The sequence below is a fragment of the Flavobacterium aquidurense genome (assembly GCF_031458035.1).
GTDB lineage: Bacteria > Bacteroidota > Bacteroidia > Flavobacteriales > Flavobacteriaceae > Flavobacterium > Flavobacterium aquidurense_C.
In genome coordinates, this window is record NZ_JAVDXR010000014.1 from 65,575 (window position 1) to 80,855 (window position 15,281).

14 protein-coding genes are annotated in these 15,281 nt (G+C 33.2%); 10 read left to right on the forward strand and 4 right to left on the reverse strand.

The window, feature by feature from the left end; all coding sequences use genetic code 11:
- The first annotated feature begins 357 nt into the window (after positions 1-357).
- A complete protein-coding gene (locus J2X17_RS18135; RefSeq protein WP_310301283.1) occupies positions 358-2,544 on the forward strand; it encodes a glycoside hydrolase family protein in 2,187 nt (728 codons plus the stop codon).
- 157 nt (positions 2,545-2,701) lie between these two features.
- A complete protein-coding gene (locus J2X17_RS18140) occupies positions 2,702-2,986 on the forward strand; it encodes a hypothetical protein (protein WP_310301286.1) in 285 nt (94 codons plus the stop codon).
- Between the two features lie 71 nt (positions 2,987-3,057).
- Here J2X17_RS18140 and J2X17_RS18145 read toward each other — a convergent pair whose 3' ends face one another.
- The 4 genes from J2X17_RS18145 to J2X17_RS18160 form a co-directional block, all read right to left on the reverse strand.
- Positions 3,058-5,049: a PAS domain-containing sensor histidine kinase gene (locus tag J2X17_RS18145; protein WP_310301288.1), complete on the reverse strand. Its 1,992-nt coding sequence runs from the start codon at positions 5,047-5,049 to the stop codon at positions 3,058-3,060.
- A 122-nt stretch (positions 5,050-5,171) separates the two neighbouring features.
- Positions 5,172-5,435, reverse strand: a complete 264-nt coding sequence (locus tag J2X17_RS18150; protein WP_310301290.1) for a response regulator — start codon at positions 5,433-5,435, stop codon at positions 5,172-5,174.
- 65 nt (positions 5,436-5,500) lie between these two features.
- Entirely contained in the window at positions 5,501-5,761 is a 261-nt protein-coding gene (locus J2X17_RS18155; protein WP_310301292.1) for a hypothetical protein, read from the reverse strand.
- A gap of 245 nt (positions 5,762-6,006) precedes the next feature.
- Positions 6,007-7,515: a PAS domain-containing sensor histidine kinase gene (locus J2X17_RS18160; RefSeq protein WP_310301294.1), complete on the reverse strand. Its 1,509-nt coding sequence runs from the start codon at positions 7,513-7,515 to the stop codon at positions 6,007-6,009.
- Positions 7,516-7,735: 220 nt separating this feature from the next.
- Here J2X17_RS18160 and J2X17_RS18165 point away from each other — a divergent pair, with 220 nt between their 5' ends.
- From J2X17_RS18165 to J2X17_RS18200, 8 genes are all read left to right on the forward strand, one after another.
- On the forward strand, positions 7,736-8,245 hold the full coding sequence (locus J2X17_RS18165; protein ID WP_310301296.1) for a response regulator: 510 nt from the start codon (positions 7,736-7,738) through the stop codon (positions 8,243-8,245).
- 1,136 nt (positions 8,246-9,381) lie between these two features.
- Complete coding sequence (locus J2X17_RS18170; RefSeq protein ID WP_310301298.1) at positions 9,382-10,383, forward strand: helix-turn-helix domain-containing protein; 1,002 nt, start codon at positions 9,382-9,384, stop codon at positions 10,381-10,383.
- Positions 10,370-11,380: a helix-turn-helix domain-containing protein gene (locus tag J2X17_RS18175; protein ID WP_310301301.1), complete on the forward strand. Its 1,011-nt coding sequence runs from the start codon at positions 10,370-10,372 to the stop codon at positions 11,378-11,380. The genes J2X17_RS18170 and J2X17_RS18175 overlap by 14 nt, the downstream gene beginning before the upstream one ends.
- Positions 11,381-11,472: 92 nt before the next feature.
- Positions 11,473-12,240 (forward strand): putative Ig domain-containing protein, encoded by a 768-nt coding sequence (locus tag J2X17_RS18180; protein ID WP_310301303.1) that lies wholly within the window; start codon positions 11,473-11,475, stop codon positions 12,238-12,240.
- Between the two features lie 309 nt (positions 12,241-12,549).
- The gene (locus J2X17_RS18185) at positions 12,550-13,011 is read left to right on the forward strand and encodes a response regulator (protein ID WP_310301305.1); all 462 of its coding nucleotides are present in this window, start codon (positions 12,550-12,552) and stop codon (positions 13,009-13,011) included.
- A gap of 62 nt (positions 13,012-13,073) precedes the next feature.
- On the forward strand, positions 13,074-13,487 hold the full coding sequence (locus J2X17_RS18190; RefSeq protein WP_310301307.1) for a hypothetical protein: 414 nt from the start codon (positions 13,074-13,076) through the stop codon (positions 13,485-13,487).
- Between the two features lie 72 nt (positions 13,488-13,559).
- Entirely contained in the window at positions 13,560-13,934 is a 375-nt protein-coding gene (locus J2X17_RS18195; RefSeq protein WP_310301309.1) for a hypothetical protein, read from the forward strand.
- Positions 13,935-14,753: 819 nt separating this feature from the next.
- The gene (locus J2X17_RS18200; protein ID WP_310301311.1) at positions 14,754-15,281 is read left to right on the forward strand and encodes a hypothetical protein; all 528 of its coding nucleotides are present in this window, start codon (positions 14,754-14,756) and stop codon (positions 15,279-15,281) included.

The following is a 15,281-nucleotide window of genomic DNA, read 5'->3' on the forward strand; positions in this document are numbered from 1 at the left end:
GAAGTGAATGAAATAATATAATAAAGCTAAAGAATGTTATAAATCTGATGATCAATTCCTTACTAATTTTATGTAATAAAAGAATGCAATTGATCCACATAAAAAGATTACGTGCGGTTATAAAATTATTACTAACGCTAATTATAAAATTATGTTTGTGGAAGGGCAAAATGTACAACAGGAATTTGGCGATCAGGTCATGAAAATTATTGGATTCGAGCCTGAACCCATCACTAGTTGAATATTGTATTTTACTTTTATGTAAACCGGCGATTAACCAAAATAGTAAAATGAAATATTAAATTCAGTTACGATCAGTTATTCAAAAAATATAGAAATTTTTTAAACCAATAACTTATGCATACTATTTCACCCTGGGCTGCTACAGTGCATGCCGATTTAGAAAACAGCACCGTAATTTGGGAAAAGGAATTTAAGAACTATACTTTTCAAGCTTTTAATACTGGTGATTCTATATGGATCGTGGGGAAATGGCCTGATCGTGGGGAAATGGCTTTCCGCGCGGCATTTGGAATGAACAGTTATTTTGAAGTAACGAATTTGCTTGATGACGGAGCGCTTTTGGTCATTAATTTAGAAACAAGGCTGGGTAAATATGAAGTTTGTGTTACTTTTCCAGAAAGTGAAGCAGTAATGCTACATTATACAACATCATTTAAGGCTGATATACCGTTGCTTATTCCATTCTGGCCACGGGATATTATTGCTGTCACGCAACATGGAAATGTCGAGAACACCAATGGTGTAATACATATGAGTCAAATGGGTTCCAGATCCGGAATACTATTGGCAAGCATGACCAAACCAAAAACGGGTTCTATATTCTACTTTCAAAATCTCGGTTCCCTTAGCGCGTATTGTGAAACTACAGAAACTATAGTTGATGATAGTGTAGGAGGAACATGGCCCGAAATTGGTTTTCAGTTGCCTCTAACAAAAGAGAAGCCATTGCCTTCAGATAAAGCTTATATTATTTCAGATGCTTATGTGGTATTTTCAGAAGAAACTATCAATAATGAAATTGAGGAAACACAGCAGTTTTTAAATAGTTTGGCACAGGTTTACCAATTGCTTCCTCATCCCGAAGTCATTTATCATAACTGGCCGGAAATTACACAGAACTGTCTCAACGATCTTGAAAAAAGCAACGGTTGCTGGACACAGACAAAAGGAAATTCGTATTTAAATGCTTACCTATGTGACTATGATACGCCAGCGGAAGTGATGGTGCAGCTTGCGGTACTTATGCCTTTGAACGAATTGAAGGATTGGTATGGAGAAAGCCATCCAATGTATAGTGAACTTCTTGATGGGATAGCGTGCTTTTTCGACCCCAAAGTCAAAACAATGAACCGCTGGCTTCCCGAACTTGCAGACAAACTGGACAAATCAGAGGAACAAAAGCAGGAAATGGTTATGGATTCCTGGTACCTGCATCATCCGCTTATGAACCTGGCAAGGCTTGCTTTGAATGGCGAGAAAAAGGCCGAAGAACTCGTTTTGAAATCTATTGAATTTGCCATTAAGGTTGCGCATCATTTTGATTACGAATGGCCGGTGTTTTATAAAATGGATACACTAGAAGTCGTCAAAAAAGAGACTGAACCAGGAAAAGGCGGTGAAAAAGATGTACCTGGATCCTACGCGCATTTAATGCTGTTGCTATTTCGACTTACAAAAGAGAAACGTTACCTGCGTGAGGCTGAAAAAGCGGTAAAAAAACTTGTCGGCTGCGGGTTTGATATTCTTTATCAGGCCAACAATACTGCTTTTGCTGCAGGGGCACTTTTAGAATTACATAAAATTACAAACAAAAAGGAATATCTTGATTTGAGCTACGCCTGCCTTGCCTGTATTTTTAAGAACATGCAGATCTGGGACTGTCAGTACGGATTTGGTAAAAATTATCCTAATTATTTTTCCGTATTTCCGCTTAATAATGCACCGTATACGGCAGCATATGAGGAGATGGAAGTCTATGCCGGGCTTTCAGAGTATCTTATACAATCGGAAGGTGTAGATTTACTTCCATCCTTAAAAATTTTAATACCGGAATTTCTAAAATATGCTGTAACCAGGTTTCCATATTACTATCCGACCACACTTCCGGATGATATGATTTCTGAGGAAGTCAAAACTGGTGAAATTGTGAAAGATCTTTGGATTCCGCTGGAAGATCTCTATAATGGGTGGGAAAAAAGCGGACAGGTCGGACAGGAGGTTTATGGGGCAGGTGTAGGATTCGGAGTTTTGACACGGCAATACCATAAAGTGAAAGAGGAAGAGTTTCTGTTATTTTCCGATTACCCGATAACTAGTATAAAGAAATCAAAAAAGGTACTAACATTTACAATTCTTGGCACAAATATATTTGAATGTAATTTGAAAGTTATATTTCCTAAAAAGACAACATTACAAATAGAAGTTTTTGCAAATAAAAACAGCATAGCTGCAAGCGAGAAAAACGCCGAATTGATTTCGTATAAAATTCCAGGAGGCAGCAGGGTTAAAATGACTTGGTAATATTTTTATAAGTAATAAAATACCAAATTGTAATTATATTTTTATTTGATATAGAGCAAGTTAAGTCTGTAAGTTGAAAAATGAGGATTAAAATCATATAACTTTCAGGGAGGACACAGCTATTAACTTTGATAATACGAACTTAAAAAGAAAAACCATGAAAACGCTTATTAAATCTACATTGCTCACTATTTTATTAGTAACTGCTATGTCCTGCAAAAAAAATGAACCCGCCACGCAGGATTCTGATATTACAGGAAGTGATTCTACCGAGACAACAATCGACACTGTAGGACCAGACTCTGATACAACAACTGTCAGCGGTGCAGGAACAACCGGCGCTACGGGCGAAGGTTCCACTGGTTCCGGATCTGCGGGCACTGTTCAAAAAGGATCAGCTGCCATTAAAACAGATTCGACCAGTACTAAGAAAGGCAGGTAAGATGCTGCCTTGGTTAATTATTTTTTATTTTTTTTTAACCTGCAGCGGTATTTCTTCTTGCTGCAGGTTTTTTACTTATCGATTGGCAGGTAAACATTAAATACCGCACCTTTTTCACTGCTTCCTTCAGCGTTGATTTCGCCATTATGATTCTGGACAATTTTTTTACACATTGCAAGACCTATTCCAGTACCGGCAAATTCATTTTTCCTGTGCAGTCTTTGAAAGATACTAAAAATTTTATCTGTATTTTCAGGTATAATCCCAATGCCGTTGTCAGAGAATGTAATTTTATAATACGATACCCCTTCCTTTAAATGTACTGATTTTATTTCTTCTGGTGTCGCATTACTGCAGTGTATTTGAATTTTAGGCTTTACGTCTGATTTTACAAATTTTAAGGCATTTCCAATCAGGTTGAAAAAAAGCTGTGACATCTGTAGGGGAATACCTTTGATCTCAGGAAGTCTATTCCAGGTAACAGTTGCACCTGTCTGGTCCATGCGCACATCATAATCTTCCAGGGCCTGTTTTGCAATAGTTTCAAGGTTTACCGTTACAAATGTATCGTCATTTTTAGGCAGGGCCGAGTATGCCAGTACATCTCTTATAAGATTACTCATTCTTATTGAGGCATCCTTAATTTTTGCTATATAAGTTCTTGAATTTTCGTCAAGATGATTTTCAATTTTTGATTCTAATAAGCTGGTAAATGTACTTATTTTGCGAAGAGGTTCCTGAAGGTCATGGGAGGCTATATAGGCAAATTGCGCAAGTTCCTCATTAGAATTGATTAATTGTAGATTTGCCTGCTCTAATTCTTCATTGGTAGCCTGTAGTTCTTCTACAACAGCGCCAATCTCTTCGGTCCGCTGTTGCACTTGGTCTTCCAGTTCCATCTGAACTTGCACCTGCAAAGTAATATCCTGTGCCGTTCCATTCATACGGACAGGTTTGCCTTCAGGATCAAATACAGTTTTACCTTGCGCGTGTAAGATCCTTTTCTTTCCGGTTGTTGGATGAATTACAGTATATATTTCATCATACAATCCACCAGATTCAGGATTGAGACCCCATGCTACAGCATTTGCAACCCTTTGCTGATCTTCTTCAGATAAAATTGGGATTACTTCATTGTAATCCTGGGCAGCAGGGTCGTAGCCAAACCATTCTATCAAACGATCCGAATAGGTAAGCCCGTTTGTAGCTACATCAATGCTCCAGGTGCCGAGCTGCGCCAATTCGACAGCACCCCTCATACTGAGTTCTGCCTCTTCAAGTTTATTGCGCACAATTACCCGCTCTGTTACGTCTATCAATGTAAATATAACTCCAAAGACATGCCCTGCTGTATCTTGCAGCGGTTTATATATGTAGTCGTAATAGCCGGAATGAGGTGATCCATTTTTAATCAATTCCATTCGTTGTGCTGTTTTTGCATAAATTTCACCGGTTTTCAGCACCTGCTGATACTCTTCAAAGAGCTTGGTTCCCTTCAGCTCTGGCATAGATTCTAATATTGGAAATCCTATTATTGAAGCATCCCTGTCAAAGATTTCGAGCATTTTTTCATTGGCTTCTCGCAGTACCATATTGGCTCCGATATAGACAAGTTTTGCCACAGGCGAATTATAGAATACAGTTCGAGCAAACTTTTCGCTTTCTTCCACTTTCAGCCTGCTGTTTACCTGAAGTGTATTTTCCAGAACCCAGATAGCGACTTTCTTTACATCGCCGGAATTGTTTTTTAAAGGAGTATAAACAAAAGTCACATACACAGTTTCTTCCTTTCCGTGTCGTACCAGTATCATTTCTGCTTCATCTGCGGAGTAAGGCTTTCCTTCTCTGACAACATTTTCGAGGGCGCTTTCATAGTACTGGCGCACTTCAGAAAAAGTATCCCAGTAAAAGTTGCCGACGATGGTTTCCCTTGGTTTTCCCGCTACAGTTATAAAACTGTCATTTACAATTTCGGCTGTAAGAGTTTGAGCATCCAGGACACAAATTCCAATTGGAGCGTTCATAACTAGTACATAAAGTTCTTGTTCGTTTTCGATATTCATGATGCTTAGATTAGATAAGGGCGCAGGAGAGCCATTAATTCTTTTATTCCGGATTGTTTTGTAAGGAAGTCCATGGCGCCTTGAGTTTTTAACTGCTGAATTGTGTAAATATCATATGAGGTCTAAAGTTTGATGACCGGAATATCCCTTAATGACTCAATAGTCTTTAGCAGAGGTAGAAATTTCTGCCCGTTAATCACCGGCATAGTAAGGTCGAGGAAGATAACATCAGGAATCATTTTACCGGTTACAAGTTTTTGCAGCGCTTCACGAGCATCAGTAAATGACATATAGCTGACCGTAGCAGATAATTCATTTACAGCAGTGGCAAAAAAGCCACTATCATCATTATGGCCATCAATATGAAAAATTGTTTTATATCCCATTATAGCAATTGGTAATTATAATGTACGCAAAAAAAATCTCAACCAAATCCTAATATTTAAACGACTTATTGTACAGCTGCCTTAAAATTTTCTAGTTCTGATTTTAATAGGTCTTTATATTTTGCCAGTCCGATTCCTATTATCGGAATGGATAATTTTCCAATCACTGAACCCGCTTGAGTATGGCCGGTTTTATTCAAATACGTTGACAAGAGCAGACTGCCAATAGCTCCAACAAGTATCAACTCTCCTGGCACGTCAGCAATTTTACTTTCAATTAATTCTCTGATATCTTCAAGATTTTCCTGATTGACTAAGTTTTCCATATTCGATTTGTTAAATTAGGATTTACTGTTTTTACTGCCTTTAAAATTACAGGTTATAAATCGCTTCATTTTATATAATCGGATTATCAAGTTATATAATTATCAGGAGGTTGCATTACTGTTATACCGGTTGATTTATTTGCACTACTTTAAAAGTGAGGTTAAGTCAAGAACCTTCTGAATATCGCACCGTAGTGCGCACATATACGAACTATACAATTTATGAAGTGATTGTTAATAGTTGTTTAGATATTTTCAGTGGCTTGTTTAAGGGGAAGAGTTACTATAAATTCAGCGCCATTTTCTTTTTCTCCTTTAGCTATTATAGTCCCATTGTGCCTGTTGATAATCTTTTTACATAAAGCGAGACCAATTCCATTTCCCTCGTATTCATTCTTAGAATGAAGTCTTTCAAAAGCGGTAAATATTTTTTCTGCATAAATAGGATCAAGCCCAATGCCATTATCTTTAAAGGAAATTTCAATGTATGCAACCGAATCGATATATTTTATAATAGATGTTATAATAACTCTGGGAGGCTGATTGGCTTTTGTGAATTTCAATGCATTTTGTATCAGATTATAGAAAAGCTGCTGAATAAGAATTGCTGCTCCCTCGATTGCAGGAAGATCACTTATGATTAAAATAGCACCTTTTTCTTTTATTATAAGTTCCAGATCTGTTTTGATGTTCTCCAATAAATCATTTAGGAAAATCTTTTCAACCGGCTGAGTACTTTTGTCAATAGTAGAGTAGGCAAGAAGCCCTTCAATAATGCATTGCATACGATTTGCCGAATGGGCAATTTTGCTTAAGTGCATGACGGAACGATCCGGCAACTGGCCTGCAATCTCATTTTTTAAGAAGTCATTAAAGATTTTAATTTTCCTGACTGGTTCCTGAAGATCATGGCTCACCACATTAGCAAAATGCAGCAGATCGTCATTAGATCGTCTAAGTTCCATGGTACTTTCCTGAATCTTTTTTTTAAGTTCTACTTCAAATTCTTTTTGATCATGTATATCCTGTACAACACCTAAGATTGTGGCCGGATCACCCTTTTCATCTTTTATGATTTTTCCAAAAACCTTAATCCACTTCTCAGACTTGTTTTTCTGTATAATTCTGGCTTCATAGCAGACTAATCCGTTTAGCAAGGCATCTTTGTGAGCTTTTTCCCTAAGATGGCGATCATCCGGATGCAGTTTTTCCACTAGTTGCTCTACAGTAACTTCAGCGTCCATGGACCAAAGTTTTTTAAAATTATCAGAGGTTTTGATGTTGTTTGTTATGACGTCGATTTCATATGTTCCCATACCACAAGCCTCAATTGCCATAGCCAGCATTTCATCGGAATTTACTATCTGACTTTTTGCTTCATGTAATTTAGTAACTTCCGTGCAAGTATGTATCACGCCATAAACAACTCCATTTTCATTGCGAAGAGGCGTAAAATTATAATTAAAAAAAAGAGGTGTCCATACTCCATCTTTCAGGATATTAAGTTTTTGGTCGTTAGCTTGCAAAGGTATTCCTGTTTTCATTACCTGTAGCATTTCTTCGCTAATAGAATCTTTCTCAAACTCAGTAATGATATCAGTGAATTTTTCACCTATAACCTGCTCCCCTTTATTCCATAAATTGCGCATGGCAGGATTTGCAAATGAAATTACTGAATCGTCAGTACAATACACTGCAGTGGGCACTGGCGATTGCCGTAATATATCTTTTAGAAAAATTAAATTATCCTGCACATTTATTAGCTTTATGGTTTATGCTAAAGTAGTGTGCTATTTAAAAACTTTTGTTATACAATTTAACTATAATGATTCCACAACTCAAATGTAATTAAGCAATCATGGATTATGCTCTCTTAAATTAAATAAAAAAATCCAAATATTTTAAAATTATTGCTTTGACGAAATTTTATTAAGCATTTATATATTACTTTTGAAAATTGTTAAAACACTCAATATGACAACTCCTAAAAATTCAGAAGGAACTTCTAATGATTTCGAAGAAAAAGAGCCGGTAAAAATTATATTGGCTGAAGATGATAAAGATGATCAGGACTTATTTATGGAAGCTCTGAGTGCAACAAAAGTCCCTTCTGAAGTGACTACAGTAGAAAACGGGGAGCAATTGATTAATACCTTAAAAGATCCGGATGAACAAAAACCGGATATTGTTTTTATCGATATAAATATGCCCGTTAAAGGAGGTAAGGAGGCATTGTCAGAAATAAAGAGTGATGAGGAACTCAAGGAGATTCCTGCAGTGATGCTCTCCACTTCTAATCATCCTAAAGATATTGAAGATACTTTTAACGAGGGAGCAAACCTCTATATACAAAAACCAAGCTCTTTTACCAGCTTTATTCTCATTCTGAAAAAAGTATTCATTCTTCACTGGACAAAAGCTTTACTGAATCCGGTTAAAAATATATTTTTTGTTTCTGAAAAGAATATTTCTCAGAAGGATTAAAGAATTACTAAAATTGTACGTCCTTTTTATGGCTTAAAATTTTGAAATCTCCCAAGTCATTTGATTTTGAAACTTTGTTTTTAATAGTAGTGCTGTTCTCCCTGGCAATAAAATTGTTGATTTTACTATCTGCACAATTTCTATAAATCTTCGCTGTAAATCATACACTGCCATAAAATACAACAGTTTTTCAATACATATTTTCAGATATTCAAAAAAGATCCATCTGATGACTTCATTAAAAACAATAAATAAATTTTATTTTTTAGCCCTAAAACGTTCACGATAGGAATCTGATCATCATAGTTTTATTTCAGGTTTTCTAACTTCAAAAGAAATTTATTCCCGTAATTTTCATATCCTATAATGCTACAATTTTATGGGAACTACATTTGTAAAACATTTTTTTTTAGTGCAATCGTATTTTTTTACTAGCACTAAAGATAAGCTTCATCGTTACTTTACTCATTCTAAATTACCAGATTTACTGCAATTACACTTGAAGTGTAATCTAATTAATATTTAAAATATATTTTTATAATTTATTGATTATTAGATTGTTGATTAGTGTTAAAAATAAAAATAAGACTTATTTCTATGCTATTATGTCCTCATGAGAAATAAATTCCCTATCCTAAATAGTACGTTTGCAATTCAGATTTGTACTTGATAATAGATAAAAAACTATTAAGTATAAAGGATAATAAATAATAAAAATGAAATAAGAAACTGCAATCGAGTCACGACCGATTTTGCATCTCTGATTTAATATCAAGGAATACTTTATTACGATAATAATTGATTATAAGACGATTAAACATTCAAAAAAATGGCTCACTGATGCCATCACGCGAGATCAATAAGTCATATTAATATTAGAATACTGTAATAAATTGATTTAAATACTGTGTTTAAAAGTAAGAATTGTTTTATTTATTTCACATAATTATTTCTAAATGCTAAAATCATAAACACTTGTAAAACAGTGTTTTAAATTGCTTTTTTAAGTTTTGAGCTTGTTGAAAATTAAAGTTTTATCAAAATATTAGAGAGCGTTCAAATGTTTAATCAAGAATAATAGGACTGACAAAAATGTAAAATTTTGTCTCAATTTTGTATAAAAAAATAAAAAAAATATGAAAAAATTCACTCATCATTACGGAGCAGATTTGGAGTGGGTAGATAATTTTGCTTCGAAATTAAATGGAAAAGTACAAGGAAACTTTATTGTTTTACCTGAAGGTGTTACAAGCGGCGAAAGATACTTTTTAGAATGTGAAAAAGGAGTAGTTGCGCTATATTCTGATGTTCTGTATCACGTAGATACCGAATTCATACAGGAAAATATAGCTGATGATTTTCTTTCTATTTACTACACGCTGACAGAGGGCGATGCAAAAGTGAATGGAAACAATGTTTCATATAGTATAGGAAGATGGTATTTCAACATGGTTGTTGTCGACAGTAAAGCAAAAGCAAAATTTCAAGCCACGGCCGGAAGTAAAGTGTTTGTTTTATGCATATTTATTAAAAAAGATATTATAGAGTCGCTTTATAATAAGAATCAAAAGTTTTCTCAAAATCCATCTAATTGTAAAAGTTACAAACAAATTAAAAAGCAGGAGATGCAAATTTATAGAATGAACAGCAAAAGTTTTCATGCTATAAACGATTTGCGAAAAATAAAAACTGGCGGAATTTTATTTGATCTTAATCTTATGGGAACTGCTAATTTATTAATTAATGAATATCTAACGATTTTAAATGAGGAGAGGGAGGTATTACATCTTGTTAATAAAGAAGATTTATCAGAAATTATGTTGTCCCAAAGATATTTAATGGAAAATATAGATATTCCATTTCCTGGCAACAAACTAATTGCTACTAAAGCTAATATGTCAGAGTCAAAATATATCAATCTATTTAAAAAAGTGACTTCAGATACGCCGTGTAACTTTTTTATCTGCCATAAACTCATAAGATCGAAGGAACTTTTACAAGAGAACACTTTATCGATAGCACAGGTAGCCAATCAAATTAATCTTACCAATTCTTATTTTTCCTCGAAGTTCAAATCATATTTTGGAATATCTCCAAAAACCTATACCAAACAACTACAAAAATATGATAGAGATTGATCATTATTATTCATTGGGCCCTGAGTGGCAGAAGGAAGTTGCTGAAAAATTTAATGCAAAATACATCAATGAAAAAATTCTGCTTATGCCCGAGTCATACGGAAAAGGGAGTATGTATTTTACTGAAGTGATACCCGGTGTTTCTGTAACATTGCTTGATATAGTTGTTTCTGAGCAGGTAAAGCTGAACAGACGTAAATCAGAACAAAATCTGTATATACTGCAGTATGATTTAAGTGAAGACGGGAACCAGCTTGAGATCAATAAAAAAAAATATGAGTTAGGTGATGAAAATAACTTAGGACTAGCTCTTATCGACAGCCAAAGTCCAAGTACTTTCATTCCTGTCGTAAACAAAAGAGTTTTTACGCTGCGCATTATTGTCGATAAAAAAATGCTAAATCTCCACATAAAGGATGAGTCAAATACATATAAAATTAATAAAAACCTGATTTTTTATAATTACATCGATAGTGACAGCAAAATATTGATTCACTCCCTAAAAGACTGTTCACCATTTGAAGTAGGATTTGAAGCTTTTATAAAAGGCATCACCTTAAAAATTCTGGCAAACTTTATCAATTTTTACTTAAACCCAAAAGAACATGATTTTGAAATTATAAGAACAGAGACAGATGCTCTAAGTAAGACCATAGATTATTTATTAAATAATTTGCAATATCAATTCCCGCATATCGTTTTTCTGGCTGAAATGGCAGGAATGTCCGTTTCAAAATACAAATTACTTTTTAATAAAACTTATAAAATTCCTCCCCGCCAATATTTCATTCAGGAGAAGGTAAAGTATGCATATAAATTATTAACGAGTCAAAAATTTAATTCTATGTATGAAATTATACTCTACTTAAATTATTCAAAAGCGAAATATTTTGTTGAGCAATATGAAGAATATTTTAACCGTAGTCCATATGATGACTTTGTAGCGAAAGATAGTAATACCGTACTAAAAAAAGATTTATCTGTTTCATATTCGTGAGATTTAATTGAAAAGATAAAATAATAAAGACGCATTCACAAATTGATTTCCAACATGTATTTGGTCTTTGATTTCGTAAAATAATTTTAAAAATGAAAATAATAAAATACGTAATATTTGCAATTGTTTTTTTTACAATCTTTGATGTTTTTGCACAGCACAAAACAACTTTTTCTGAACCCGATACTAGTGAAAATACCGATCAAAATATAACAAAACAATATGTTGCAGAGGTCTCAACTGACAATACAATTGAAATTGAAGACTGGAACAAGAATGAAATTTCGGAAAAAAATATTCCGCCTTCAATAGAATACCAACCTATTATTAACACTGTAGTAGGGATTGTTGTTTTGGATGTAACACCTTCCAATACTGGTGGTGAGGCGACACTTTATACAATTTCGCCTGCCCTGCCACGAGGCCTGTTTCTCAACCCGGCCACTGGTGTGATATGCGGAATCCCCATGGAGATGACAGAAAATGATATCTACACTATTGCAGCAATAAACGAAAGTGGAAAATCGTCCTTTGAAACTATGCTTGTGGTAAACCCCCCGATTGATGAAGAAAATACAATCTTCATTCAAATGAAGGAATACCCCAATCCACTTGAAGATTTTTTGCGCTTTGATGGTGAAAATGGGATTAGGTGCGTGGAAGTTTATAATGTGCTAAAGCAATTGGTTTACTTTGAGGAGTATAATAATTTCGATCCTTTATCTAGAAAACTGGTGGACCTCTCAAAGTTTGGTACAGGAGAATACTTGTTAACCCTTTTTAAGGATAATGAAGTATCTTCTTATACAATTTTAAATGAGGAATCGTCTTATACAATGTATTATAGTAAAGGATTGTAAAAATTCAGGTAGCATTCTCAGAAGAATTATTTCCAATTTAGCCACAAAATCAAACTATCTAATTGGCGTAAATTATTGTATAGCAATAGTTTTATGACTTTATTATCACTTTAAAAAAGAAAATCTGCACTTTCTTTGCTGCCGGATATTTCAAGTCCTTATAACATACAATTATTTTCCCGCAAAGTATTGAGGGATTAAGCAAAATGGCTTAAAAGAATATTGTCGAACACCGGTTTTGGGGTAAGTATAATATTGAATTTTGAAATTGTATTAACGATTTGAAGAAGTTGATTAATAAAGAGAAAAATGAATAAAACGGGAATAGTGAAAAATTGCAATTTTAAAATTGATGATAATTGTGATGATGTGAGGAATGGAATTTCTCTTTTAACAAAAGAATTGTTTTTGCGTGCTACAATATCCGGTTATGAAAACTTTGAGCAAATTTTTAAAGTGCTGAAAGTGGTTAAGATTAATGTATTGCTTTTAGATCTTAATTCGCGTGAGGAAGGAATTTCAAATATCATCGAAAGTATAAGGAAGATTCAACCTAAGATTAAAATTTTAATGTGCACAGGAATTGATGAAAATATTACTGATATTAAATATTTTGAGTCGGGAGCATCACAATATGTACATATGCTGCGTGGTAAACAGGAAATTCAAGAGTTATTAAATTGTATGGCTTTTGTTGTCGAACATGTAAATTCTAATATGAAGAAAAGAATTGCAAACTTTGTTTTGTCAATCCAAAAGGAAGCAGCTTAGTAAATCAATTATCTAAGAGTGAATACTTAATAAATCAGTTTTTTAAAATAAGCAGTTACAGGATGATGGTTATAAATCTTACTAATGATATTGCGGAATTTACGTATGGACGCAGACAGTGGAAATATGGTATCGATGAAATTCTCGAATTGGGTTTGGCTAAAAAAAAGAAAAGGTATTTTTTAGAAAATGCAACTTTTATCGGTTTAATTATGGTAGCCTACTACTTTATGTATTTCTCCCATATTAAATTTTGGCTTTATGCAATACCGACAGTAATTTTTTGTGCATTTATTTTTATAGCACGCCTCATTGATTCTTGTAAATATGATTATCATATTGTTGTGATTGATATTTACAATAAGAAAACAAAAATAAAAATCAGGCAACAGGACAAGCTTGTTATACTGAAGAAAATAGATGACTTTTTGAAGATTAAATTTGATCACATAACATCCAGGAAAGCATGTTCTTAATAATGATGTTTTAGTTTGTTGTTGATCGTTAATTAGTTATATGTCTAAATTATAAATTTTAAGTTAGTAAAAATGAAAATTTCAGTGCTTGATAATAAGGGATGTTTTTTAAAAATGTTTAAAAAGAAATTCAAAGATGAATATGATTTTACTGTAGGGGTTGACTTGTCATCAGAAGAAAATGAATTTAGTCTTGATTGCCTTGTAGTGGCTTTATATAATGATTCCGATTTAATGGAATTTTTAAAATTAAGGCAAAAGGGATTAAACGTCATTTTGTTTGTACATTATAATAAGGAATTATTTTATAACCTTGTTTATTTAGAAGACAGGACTGGTTTAGTAGTAATAGATGCGTCAGGAACTAAAATGGAAATTTTTAAAGATTTAAAAAAACATTTTAGTTATGCACAACAGCAAAGTAATATACATGCAATTGCATGCTAAATTTTAAAACCGGTATTTTATTTCGTGAACTGATTATTTAACTTCCAGTTAGTTGTAACTGGATTTTTTTTTCGTTAACATTTTGGCTCGCTAATTAAACATTTTTTAGATCTTGCTGCCTTTTTGTTTTTCGAGCTGGTATCTTCCTTTGCCACGGTTTTTTTTTAAAGGATGGCAATTTTATAAAATAAGAATAGGTCCTAAACTATTAAATTTAAAAAGAAAATTTTTATCAATATTTATATGACCTAATTGGCTTCTGTATAGCATAATAATTCATGAAATTTGTCCTTAGGTAAGTGGTATTACCTAATTTGTTATAAAGCACTATTTCATATTACTATGGCATGGTGCTTTTTTTTATTACTCCTCCTAATAATGATGTTTGTACCTGCTTTTTGAGTATTGATTTCAGTTTTTTTTAAGACGTTTATCGGTCTTATTTCGATGTTATTATGTCCTGAAAAGAAAAAAAAAAATAGTTTATAATCGCAATTTTGCACTACAATTTATAGTATGAAGTTTAAATATTTTTTATTCTAAAAGCTTATAAATATTGGACCTCAGATGCTTAAAGAATATAAAAATGCATAATGTTGACTTTTTGTTAGCAGAGGTAGTATTTTGATCCTGTAACTGCATTTTTACCAGAGTTTTAAAAATTAAATACTCAATAATATAAAAAGCGGATTGCGTATACCCATAAAACCTATCATTAGAATTTATTTATTAATTAGAATGCTTGATTTTTCATTTGAAAAATCTCAGGCTTATTATCCTTGTTGTGATTCTTCAAGAAGAATTTAAATTATTTATACTATGGAAATCTTTATTTTTTTAAAAAAAATAAGAATAAAAATAAGCAAATACATTCAAAATCAATTTCTGATTTGTTTGTTATTGTTATTAAACCTAAATATTTACTCTCAAACAAATATTTCAGGAATAATAAACAGTTATTATCCAGTAACGGCAATCAATCAGCCCGTTTGTGATCATTGTGATTTTACTTGTATCCACACTATTACGGTTGCTAATACAACTGGTCTTGCTGTTGGGGACAAAGCTTTGATCATCCAAATGAAAGGAGCCGATATAAACACTACAAATACTTCTGCCGGAGGTGTTGTAACTGCAATTAATAATGCGGGGAATTACGAATTTTTCGTAATTGAGAGTATTACAGGCAATGTATTGACTACCAAGTATCACTTAATGAAAAGGTATACTGTTACTGGGTCTGTTCAGGTTGTTAGAATTCCAAAACATAGTGAAACAGTAAATATTAATGGTACTTTAAAAGCAAAGGAGTGGAATAGTACAGATAAAACAAAACTTAATGCTTAA

What these genes read in the sequence shown, in the direction of transcription:
- J2X17_RS18170 (WP_310301298.1), top strand. Translation starts at nt 9,382, where the DNA reads ATGAAAAAATTCACTCATCATTACGGAGCAGATTTGGAGTGGGTAGAT.
- J2X17_RS18135 (WP_310301283.1), top strand. Translation starts at nt 358, where the DNA reads ATGCATACTATTTCACCCTGGGCTGCTACAGTGCATGCCGATTTAGAA.
- J2X17_RS18150 (WP_310301290.1), bottom strand. Translation starts at nt 5,435, where the DNA reads ATGGGATATAAAACAATTTTTCATATTGATGGCCATAATGATGATAGT.
- J2X17_RS18180 (WP_310301303.1), top strand. Translation starts at nt 11,473, where the DNA reads ATGAAAATAATAAAATACGTAATATTTGCAATTGTTTTTTTTACAATC.
- J2X17_RS18165 (WP_310301296.1), top strand. Translation starts at nt 7,736, where the DNA reads ATGACAACTCCTAAAAATTCAGAAGGAACTTCTAATGATTTCGAAGAA.
- J2X17_RS18190 (WP_310301307.1), top strand. Translation starts at nt 13,074, where the DNA reads ATGATGGTTATAAATCTTACTAATGATATTGCGGAATTTACGTATGGA.
- J2X17_RS18140 (WP_310301286.1), top strand. Translation starts at nt 2,702, where the DNA reads ATGAAAACGCTTATTAAATCTACATTGCTCACTATTTTATTAGTAACT.
- J2X17_RS18175 (WP_310301301.1), top strand. Translation starts at nt 10,370, where the DNA reads ATGATAGAGATTGATCATTATTATTCATTGGGCCCTGAGTGGCAGAAG.
- J2X17_RS18200 (WP_310301311.1), top strand. Translation starts at nt 14,754, where the DNA reads ATGGAAATCTTTATTTTTTTAAAAAAAATAAGAATAAAAATAAGCAAA.
- J2X17_RS18145 (WP_310301288.1), bottom strand. Translation starts at nt 5,049, where the DNA reads ATGAATATCGAAAACGAACAAGAACTTTATGTACTAGTTATGAACGCT.
- J2X17_RS18195 (WP_310301309.1), top strand. Translation starts at nt 13,560, where the DNA reads ATGAAAATTTCAGTGCTTGATAATAAGGGATGTTTTTTAAAAATGTTT.
- J2X17_RS18155 (WP_310301292.1), bottom strand. Translation starts at nt 5,761, where the DNA reads ATGGAAAACTTAGTCAATCAGGAAAATCTTGAAGATATCAGAGAATTA.
- J2X17_RS18185 (WP_310301305.1), top strand. Translation starts at nt 12,550, where the DNA reads ATGAATAAAACGGGAATAGTGAAAAATTGCAATTTTAAAATTGATGAT.